Genomic DNA, 9363 nt, shown 5'->3' with positions numbered 1-9363 from the left:
TGGATTCCCGCACTCGACGGTGTCGAAGCGCTCCTCAAGGGGCACGGCGCGAAAGTCGCCGACGTCGGCTGCGGCCAAGGCGCATCCACGATTCTGCTGGTGGAGGCCTATCCCGATGCGACATTCGTCGGCTTTGACTATCATGAGCCGTCCATCCAGAGAGCGCGAGAATTGGCCCATGAAGCAGACGTCGGCGATTCGCGTCACGTTCGAAGTGGCCAGCGCACAGCAATACCCCGGCACCGACTACGACCTCGTCGCGTTCTTCGATTGCCTTCATGACATGGGTGACCCGACGGGCGCTGCTGCACACGTATTGCACTCGCTAAAACCCGATGGCTCGTGGATGATCGTCGAGCCGTTCGCGCACGACCGGCTGGAAGACAATCTGAATCCTGTCGGGCGCGTGTTTTACTCGGCGTCCACGATGATCTGCACGGGAGCATCGTTGTCGCAAGAAGGCGGGAGGGCGTTGGGTGCGCAAGCCGGCGAAGCACGGCTCAGGGAAGTAGTGACCGCGGGTGGCTTCACCCGTTTCAGGCGCGCAACGCAGACGCCGTTCAATCTGGTTTTTCAGGCGCAGGCCTGACCGGCGGCGCCAACTCTGGACGGCCATCGCTGATGGATGGACGAGGCCCGCAGACGTACTTATCACTGCGGCCGGCTCAACCAGACCCGTTCCTGCCTCTCACAAACATCATGCGGCCGTCTCAAGTCGGTCTTGAAGCAGCCGTTCGGAAATTGCACCGAACGTTCGTGGGCGCAAATGGTCGTGAATTATGCCGAACGTCTTTTTGGCGACACCGTGTGCGATAGCGAAGCCGTTGCACTTGCACGGCTTTCAATCGCCGCCCGCGTGCGTTGTGAAGTTCGCGCCGCGGCCTCCCGTAGCGATTCGACGAGACGCTCCAGATTAGCGAACTCGAGACGTTGAGTCGGGACGATCAACGCAAGCGATCCGACCGCTTCACCGGAGTCGTCGGTGAACAGCGGCGACGCGAGTGCCGAAACCCCGTGTTCCAGTTCGTCTCTTGAGAGATAGAAACCCGCGCGTCGGATTTTGAGGAGCGAAGCACGAAACTCTTCGAGCGTCGTCCCGAGGCCGCTTTGTGCAATATCCTCAGGATACTGTTCGAACAGTATCGCGAGCTTGGCCTTCGGGAAGGTGGAAAGGATCGCCTTCGGGGCGGCGCCGAGAAACAGGGGTCTCGGTCGGCCCCGGCCGTATCGGAGATCGAGAGTGGTGTCGTGAGTCTCCCGATGCGTGTCGACAAGCTCGTTTCCATACCAGCGCGACATCACTACATCGAAGCCGGAATGCTCGCTTAACTCGTGCATGATCGGCTGGCCAACAACAAGCAGTGGATCCGAAGCACGCAGGTGGTAATCCAGTCTGATGATGCGAGGACCGAGACCGTAATCTCCGCCTATGAACCGGACGAGCAAGCCCGCATCCACGAGCTCACGCACGTAGCGATAAGCCGTCGGCGCCGAACAATCGAGTTCAGCAGCAACGTCTTCGGCGGACAAGAATGGCTTTGCCTCCGAAAACAGTTCCAGTATGGATAAAAGCCGGGTGATGCTCGACATCTGGGCGCTGAGCTCCTTCTATGTGAGCGGATTATGCCACTAGCGCGCTCTCCCGCCGGTCTTCTCGGCTCACGGCAAACGGTTGGGTGCGAGGCTGCCAACCTGTTTTGCGCAGGGTACCGCCTTTGTGCTTGCCCGACGCACAGCCGATCGGGCAAGCACCACGTTAGACAAGACCCATGCGCACGGCCATCTCGGCCTGCCAATCGGTTCGTGGCCTGAATCCCGGCAGTGTGCTCGCGTGGTGCTCAACGGCCGCCATCAGGTCTGCGTCAGGCAAATCAAAGTCGACCGGTACTCGCATCGGCTGATCGACGTACCAAGGCGTGTCGATGAAGATCTCCAGCCGGTTACCCTCAGGATCGCGCGCATAAATCGAAATCGCGTTGCCATGTGTGACGGGATTGATCTCTTCCAAACCTTCCGAGACAAAGCGGGCGTAAAACTGCCTGAGCGTGTCAAGACTGTCCGCTTCGAACGAAATCTGATTGATCGGATTAAACGCCAGGTGCTCAGGCCGACCGCTCGCAAGCACGACCTGGTGATGAACCGCGGGATCACGACTCAAGAACACCAGCCGCACTTCGCCGTGCGGCGTCTGCAGCGTCCCACGATCCGTCACAGTGAACTCCAGCACCCGCGAATAAAAGTCTTCCACCCGTGCCATATCGCTCACGTAGAAGCCCATATGGCTCAGCGACAGTCCGCGTCGCGCTTTTTTCATCCCTTCCATGCTCGTCTCCAGTAGTGATAAACCCTAACTAAAAACACGTTGTGCTAACGATTAAATATAGCTTATTCTCAAATAACGATAAATGCACGACTTTTATCGAGTCTTTCGCGTCGATCTACCCTGATTTTTATCTGCCTGGAGCGTCAATGAAACTCGTCAGCTTTTCTACCCATCAAGGCCTTTCCTTCGGCGTCGTTAGCGACGACAGCATCGTTGACCTGGGCAAGCGCCTGGACGGTCGTTATGCCGACCTGAAAGCACTGATCGCCGCCGACGCGCTTGGTGAGGCCGCCCAAGCGGCCCAAAGCGCTCAGGGCGACTACCCGTTGTCGGAAGTGACCCTTCTGCCGGTAATTCCCAACCCGGAGCAGATCTTCTGTGTGGGACTCAACTACGCGGAGCATGTCAAGGAAACCAATCGCGAAACCACTGAGCAGCCCGTGATCTTCATGCGGCTCCCAGCTTCGCAAGTGGGCCATGAGCAGCCGATGCTGCGTCCGCCCGAGTCCCAGCAGTTCGACTACGAGGGCGAAATCGCGGTGATCATCGGGCGGGCTGGGCGGCGCATCGCTGAAGCCGACGCCTGGAATCACATCGCAGGGTATGCCTGTTACAACGATGGCTCTGTGCGCGACTGGCAGCGTCACACCACCCAATGGGGACCGGGCAAGAACTTTTATCGCACCGGCGCGTTCGGGCCGTGGATGGTGACGAGCGACGAAATCGAACCGAACGCCCTCATGACGCTCATCACTCGTCTGAACGGGCAGGAAGTGCAGCGCGCAACCACGCAGATGTTGATTCACGGCATCGCCAAGCAGATCGCCTACCTGTCGACCTTCACGCCGCTCGCTCCGGGCGACGTCATCGTCACCGGCACGCCCGGCGGCGTCGGTGCAAAGCGTAATCCGCCGCTGTTCATGAAGCCTGGCGACCGGGTCGAAGTGGAAGTCGACCGAATCGGCGTGCTCTCCAATCCGATTGCCGACGAAGCGTAAAGATCGTTGCCGGACGCGTCCCCCGTGCGTCCGGCGTCTTGAACGGACTCAGACATGTCACAAAAAACCATTTCGACGCACGCGTGTGACTACGACGTGGCTGTCATCGGGCTCGGGCCTACCGGTGCGACGCTGGCGAACCTGCTGGCGATTGAAGGCTTGCGGGTACTCGTGCTGGAGAGAGACAAGGACATTTTCGCGCTGCCCCGCGCGGTGCACTTTGACGGCGAATGCATGCGGGTGTTCCAGACCATCGGCATCGCCGACACGTTGCTTCCCAAGTTGTTTGTCGGTCCCGGCATGAAGTTCGTGAATGCGGCGGGCAAGCTTCTTATCGACTGGCAGCGTCCTACCTGTATCGGACCGAACGGCTGGTGCGCGAGCTACAAATTTCATCAGCCTGATCTCGAGAATGCGCTGCGCGAGCGTGTGGCACTGCAAAAGAGCATCGACGTGCGTTTGCGGCATGAAGTATTCGCGCTTGACGAGACGGGCGAAGGCGTTCAGTTGCGGTTCGAAGATACCAGCTGCGGCAAGCTCGGGCGCGCCACGGCCCGCTACGTCGTCGGCTGCGATGGCGCGCGCTCGATCGCCCGACGCTTCATGGGTACCGAACTCACGGATTTGAAATCGCATGAACGCTGGGTCGTGGTCGACGTCATGCTCGATGGTCCGCGGCCCGATCTCGGTGATTTCTCGATTCAATATTGCGATCCGGCGCGCCCGACGACTTACACGCGTGGCCCAGGAAATCGTCGCCGCTGGGAAATCATGGTGATGCCCGGCGATGATGCGACGCAGCTCGCATCCCCTGAATGGCTGTGGGACAAGCTTGCTCGCTGGATCTCGCCGGCTGATGCGCGACTCGAGCGTTCCGCTATCTACACCTTTCACTCGGTCGTGGCCAACGGCTGGCGCCGTGGACGACTGCTGCTTGCCGGAGATGCCGCGCACCAGACACCGCCCTTTATGGGCCAGGGAATGGCGGCCGGAATCCGGGACGCGTCGAACCTCGCATGGAAGCTCGGCGCAGTCATTCGCGAAGAAGCGCCCGATAGCCTGCTTGATACCTACGAATCCGAGCGTTCACCCCATGTGCGGGAGTTCATCGAAACCGCGGTGCACCTCGGTTCGATCATTCAGACCACCCGTCCAGAGGCTGCCAACAGCCGCGACTGCGAAATGAGCGACGCGATCCGCAATTTTGTCACTCCACAGCCGCGGCTCGGTCCGGGAGCCTGTCTCGATGAATCATCGGCGATGGTTGGACACATCGCACCACAGCCCCGCCTGGCAGACGGACGCCTGCTGGATGACGTGGTCGGCTATCGGTTTGCACTCCTCGTGTTACCCGAGTTGCTCGCCGGATCTGACAACATCGCCGGTCACGCTGCCCGGGCGGGCGTCCAGATCGTCCCCAGCGAAGACGCTGTCCGTGAGTGGCTAGCGTCAAGCGGCGCCGCCGCAGTGCTGGTGCGTCCTGACCGGTATGTGTATGGCGTCGCCAACGACACTGCATCGTTGCGCGGCCTGCTGGATCACGCGTTCCCTAGCGTGCTAACAGCAAGCGCGTGACCGGTAAGTCCGCAATCGCGTTGCAACGCGAAATACGTTGCCAACAACGCACGCAAATCATTGGACAAAGAAGCCAACAATCCTTGGAGGAGTCATGGAAATGTCACGCCATCCGATCGATGCTCTCGATCATCCGCAGTTACCCGGCTTATCACGGTCGCAGTGGAAGATGATTCTCATCGCGAGCCTTGGCGGCTCGCTGGAATTTTACGATTTCATCGTCTACGGCTTTTTTGCACATCACATCGCTGCCCAGTTCTTTCCGAACGTTTCGTCGCTAATCAGCATGCTGGCGGCTTTCTCTGTTCTGGCGATTGGATACGTCATCCGACCGCTCGGCGGTATTGTCCTTAGCAGCTGGGGGGACCGTTACGGCCGGCGCCCCGTCTTCCTTGGCTCAATCGTCGTGGTCACGACGGCTACCATCTGTCTGGGCCTGCTGCCGAATTTCCAGAGCTGGGGGATCACGGCTTCCATTCTGCTGATTTTGCTGCGCATGCTTCAAGGTTTCTGCGTCGGTGGTGAAATGCCCGGGGCCATCACTTACGCGGTCGAGGCGGCGCCACATCGCGCGGGACTCGCTGCAGGCATCATAATCTGTGCGGTCAATGTGGGCGTGTTGCTCGCTACATTCGTTAATCTCGGCATCCAGAGCTATCTTTCCAGCGCGGATGCGGCGACGTATGGCTGGCGGATCGCGTTTCTGTTCGGCGGGGCGTGCGGGATAGTGTCCTACTGGATGCGTCGCAATCTGGATGAATCGCCTGAGTTCAAGGAGATGCACGGCGCGGTCGTCAAGCAACCGTTTCGCGAGACGCTGCGACATCATGGCAAGGCTGTCGTGGCAGGAGCGCTCACGATCGCGGTGATGGCCGGTGTCAACGGTATCCTTTACGGTCACATGCCTGCCTATCTGGTCCAACAACTGCACTATGCCCCCCGGACGGCGGCGGTCGCTCAGAACGCTTATCTGATCGTCAGCTCTTTCGGCTTGCTCGCTGCGGGCTGGCTCGGCGACAAGATTGCGCGCCGATACCTGCTACGCACGTCTGCGGTGCTGCTGATTGTATTCAGCTACCCGTTCTACTGGGCGCTCGCGAATCACACTGTCGACCCTGTCGTGCTGTTTGTCCTCGCGGGCGTCGCCTTTTCTCTGGCGAGCGGTACGTGGGCTTCCGTCCTCGCCGACCAGTTCCCTGTTCGGATCAGATTCAGCGGGATCGCCCTCGCTTACAACATCGCCGTCGTCGTGTTCAGCGGATTTGCTCCATTGCTCGCAACCATGCTGATTCGCGAGACTGGATCCTTGGCTGCGCCAGCTTACTACGTTATTGGGGCATGCGCGGTGGCGCTGGTTGCGAGCTTCGTATTGCCGAAGGCTGCGTCTACGGTGGAGCATAGCTCGCAGGGAAGTCGACTGAATGGCGAAGCATCTTCTTAGCGATGGAACCAGCTTGTCGCTGAACAGTCACGACGCTTCAATCTCCTATACGACGACCCCCCGCGTTGACTTTTGCTGCCGGGTATATCAATACAAGCCGCCGGTACGGCGGCCTGACGCCAACCCGCACTGGAACGGCGCTCAGTGCAGCCTCGACTACAGCCTTTCCAAGCGCACCGAAGTATATGTCTTCGACACGTTTCAGCGGAAGTCGGGATCTCATGCTGTTGCCGACGTCTATCTGTATGCACCGTCAACCAGCAGCAATCAAAATGTCCTGGTTGCCGGAATTCGTCACCGCTTCTAGTGCCTACTGATGTCCCACGTGTGCAACTACAAGCGACTTCTAGGATGGATGCCAGGCTACGAACTTTTTTTCCAAGAGTTCGCGCCCCGCCCTTGAGGAACCAACGGGACGGGACCCGTGTCATGGCCCTCCCGCCCCAGTGCCTCCATCAGCACCAACGGTTCAACTGACAACGACACCAGATCATGAAAGACAACAATCGCCTCCCCCTTTTCGACCGATCGACAGCGACGAACGAGCAGGCGGCCGTTCTGGATGAAATCCTAAGTGGCCCTCGCGGCAATCTCGACGGTCCATTCCTAAGCTGGGTCTATAGCCCTGAGTTTGCACAACGCGCGCAGCGGCTAGGCGCATTTTGTCGCTTTGACACGGGGTTGCCGCTACGCCTGTCGGAACTGGCGATTCTGGTGACCGCCGCGCATTGGCGCTCGCAGGCAGAGTGGCACATTCACCATCCCATTGCGTTACAAGCCGGAGTTCCTGCCCATGTCGCCGGATCAATTCGATGCAACGAGACTCCAGTGTTTGACGATCCGGATGATCGCCTGATCTACGACTTCGCCACGCAGCTGAATGAGACCCGCCGGGTCTCGAACGAGACGTACGAGCAAGCGTTGAATCGATTCGGCCATGTAGTCATGGTCAATCTGACGGGTTTGCTCGGGTACTACACGTTGGTCGCAATGACATTGAACGTGTTTGAGACTCGCGCAGCTCTTCAGGTTGAACTGCCCTTTCCAGAGTGACCAAGCCTCAAGTCCGATAGTGCCGTGTCCGATAGTGCCGTGTCCGATAACCGGGGCGCATGCCGCGTTTCGAGGAGAGTCTAGATGAACAACGCTTCCGTGAAATCCGCTGTCGATGTGCTCGAGCAACGGCGCTGCGATGCTACCGTATCAGAAGATCTGCTCACGCTCGCCTCCTTACTGGACGAAGATCTGACCTTCGTTCACTCGTCTGGCTACATTCAAGACAAATCGAAATATCTGGCGTTCCTCAGCGACAAGATCAAGACACATAAAATCGTGCGTGCTCAGCCTCTCGCGTACAAGCTCCTGCCCGAGTTCGTAATCACGACGGGCCAGCTTGAACAATGGTTGCAGCGCCGCAGTGACGGCTCGGAGGTAAACATCCGTGCTCTCGTCACCCAGGTTTGGATCAAACGCGAGACCGGTTGGAAGTTGCTACACCTTCATTCAGGGCGCCTACCAGACTGAGCGTATTTGGTTCATGCCTCCGCTCTCGGAATTGCAGCGTACCGCGCTCTCAATAGGCTCGCCGTCTACGAAGGTCCGTTCGGCGCCGGAAAGTGGCCACTCGGCAGACGCTTTCGACCGTCCCTTGATGGCCGAACCCGCTCTGACACGCGAACTTTCGTACTCGCACACGCCCAGAAAGCTGACCTTCGTCCGCAGGGGGTGTCTTAGTCGGGTCATCGGCCCACTACAGGCCGTTCGCAATGTTCACGAAGCGTGAAAATACCGCCAATCGTCCGGCGTCTTCAACGCGACGTTAAGGTCGAACTCGAATGATCGGCAGGTTCAACCTGGTCTGAGAAACCCTCAACCGGATATGTCCGCTTATGCTCAACATAGTCCGGAGACTTCATCAGATGCCGGGCTTTCCCACTGAAAAGAATTGCGTTCGTCGACGTCACTCGCTCCCCGCGTAGCGGGGCGAGACGGAATCAGAATTCAGCGGAACTTACCTATCGCCGGTCGAGCACTGGTGCGCTTCCTAGCTGCAGCCTCTTTTGGCGCTGGAGGCGAGTTCGCCGCCTTTGCCTTAGCGGCAATGACGTTGCCCGATGTTGACTTACACGGCCCGGTAGATGGCTTGATGGCCAACCTCTTGGCTACCACTCTGTTGTCCGACGCAGTCTTCGCGGTCGCGGGTGGCTTCCGAGTTGTCGAAGCAGCCGGCGTGGCCGTCTTCTTCGCTGTCACCTTAGCGGCCGATGACTTGTTACGCCCGGCAGCAGGCTTCGTCGGTGGGGAAGCTTCGGCCATCTCGAGGCCAAACACATCGGCCACCAGCGCGTCGTCGAGCACCTTGCCGGTAGTCGGGCGTTTTCTCGATTTAGGCAGGCCAGCACCGACCTGACTGACGAGATCATTGGCATTGACCCGGCGAAGGGCGAAGAGGAATTCCGGCTGTTGGTCGAGCCGTGCGCCGATACCGTAGAGCACGGCAGCAACGTGCTTGCACATCGAAGCCCAGTCCGGGCAGCTGCAATTGAACTTGATTTCCTTCGGCGCCGGGAAAAGACCGGTGCCAGGTTTGCAGATGCGCTCCATCACGGCTGTTGAGAGCTTGCCCTGCAAGAGTTCCACGATCGAATCGATCGACCCCGCGCAATCGGCTCCGATCGCTCGCCATTGCTTTTCAGGACACGTCGTCACGGTCACAGCAACCGTATAGAGGCTCGAACCCATTACCTGCGCGCGGACTTCGCCGGCCGTAATCTGAAGGTCGATCACGGAACCGTTGCGCACATAGGTACGGCCTCGCGGCAGGCGGTTGGCATAGTCGCTGTAGCTCTCCAGATTGTCGCACCATGCCTTGCCCCAGAACGTCTTGGCGATGGCACCGCGATACGACGCGATTGGCGACAGGACCGCACCGGCCTTATTAGCCTTCGCGGCGGCCAGTTCAGCCTTTTTTCTGCGCTCGGCGACCGAGACATAGGGCTTCCATCCCCCGTAACTCATTGCGCTTC

General features: G+C 59.2%; 9 protein-coding genes and 1 pseudogene. 7 read left to right on the top strand and 3 right to left on the bottom strand.

Annotation, left to right across the window (positions count from 1 at the left end):
• Positions 1 to 589: pseudogene (locus tag AWB81_RS25590) on the top strand (class I SAM-dependent methyltransferase); the annotation flags it as partial.
• A 188-nt stretch (positions 590 to 777) separates the two neighbouring features.
• Here the strand turns inward: AWB81_RS25590 and AWB81_RS25585 are convergent.
• Positions 778 to 1590, bottom strand: a complete 813-nt coding sequence (locus AWB81_RS25585) for an IclR family transcriptional regulator (protein ID WP_062639342.1) — start codon at positions 1588 to 1590, stop codon at positions 778 to 780.
• Positions 1591 to 1756: 166 nt separating this feature from the next.
• Positions 1757 to 2323, bottom strand: coding sequence for a VOC family protein (locus AWB81_RS25580; protein ID WP_062639341.1), 567 nt, complete (start codon positions 2321 to 2323; stop codon positions 1757 to 1759).
• Positions 2324 to 2469: 146 nt separating this feature from the next.
• Here AWB81_RS25580 and AWB81_RS25575 point away from each other — a divergent pair, with 146 nt between their 5' ends.
• From AWB81_RS25575 to AWB81_RS25555, 6 genes are all read left to right on the top strand, one after another.
• Positions 2470 to 3321, top strand: a complete 852-nt coding sequence (locus AWB81_RS25575) for a fumarylacetoacetate hydrolase family protein (protein ID WP_062639340.1) — start codon at positions 2470 to 2472, stop codon at positions 3319 to 3321.
• A gap of 54 nt (positions 3322 to 3375) precedes the next feature.
• Positions 3376 to 4896, top strand: coding sequence for a bifunctional 3-(3-hydroxy-phenyl)propionate/3-hydroxycinnamic acid hydroxylase MhpA (gene mhpA / locus AWB81_RS25570; protein WP_062639339.1), 1521 nt, complete (start codon positions 3376 to 3378; stop codon positions 4894 to 4896).
• A gap of 94 nt (positions 4897 to 4990) precedes the next feature.
• The gene (locus AWB81_RS25565; protein ID WP_062639338.1) at positions 4991 to 6337 is read left to right on the top strand and encodes an MFS transporter; all 1347 of its coding nucleotides are present in this window, start codon (positions 4991 to 4993) and stop codon (positions 6335 to 6337) included.
• The gene (locus AWB81_RS44900; protein ID WP_143753619.1) at positions 6318 to 6644 is read left to right on the top strand and encodes a hypothetical protein; all 327 of its coding nucleotides are present in this window, start codon (positions 6318 to 6320) and stop codon (positions 6642 to 6644) included. Before AWB81_RS25565 ends, AWB81_RS44900 begins: the two co-directional genes overlap by 20 nt.
• Positions 6645 to 6829: 185 nt before the next feature.
• A complete protein-coding gene (locus tag AWB81_RS25560) occupies positions 6830 to 7390 on the top strand; it encodes a carboxymuconolactone decarboxylase family protein (protein WP_062639337.1) in 561 nt (186 codons plus the stop codon).
• An 84-nt stretch (positions 7391 to 7474) separates the two neighbouring features.
• Positions 7475 to 7861, top strand: coding sequence for a nuclear transport factor 2 family protein (locus AWB81_RS25555; RefSeq protein WP_062639336.1), 387 nt, complete (start codon positions 7475 to 7477; stop codon positions 7859 to 7861).
• A 477-nt stretch (positions 7862 to 8338) separates the two neighbouring features.
• On the opposite strand, the gene AWB81_RS25550 is transcribed toward AWB81_RS25555, so the two are convergent.
• Positions 8339 to 9355 (bottom strand): SWIM zinc finger family protein, encoded by a 1017-nt coding sequence (locus AWB81_RS25550; protein WP_062639335.1) that lies wholly within the window; start codon positions 9353 to 9355, stop codon positions 8339 to 8341.
• Positions 9356 to 9363: the final 8 nt, after the last annotated feature.

This window comes from Caballeronia arationis (assembly GCF_001544975.2).
In the GTDB taxonomy this organism is placed as follows: Bacteria; Pseudomonadota; Gammaproteobacteria; order Burkholderiales; family Burkholderiaceae; genus Caballeronia; species Caballeronia arationis.
This window is presented reverse-complemented; position numbering and strand designations above follow the sequence as displayed.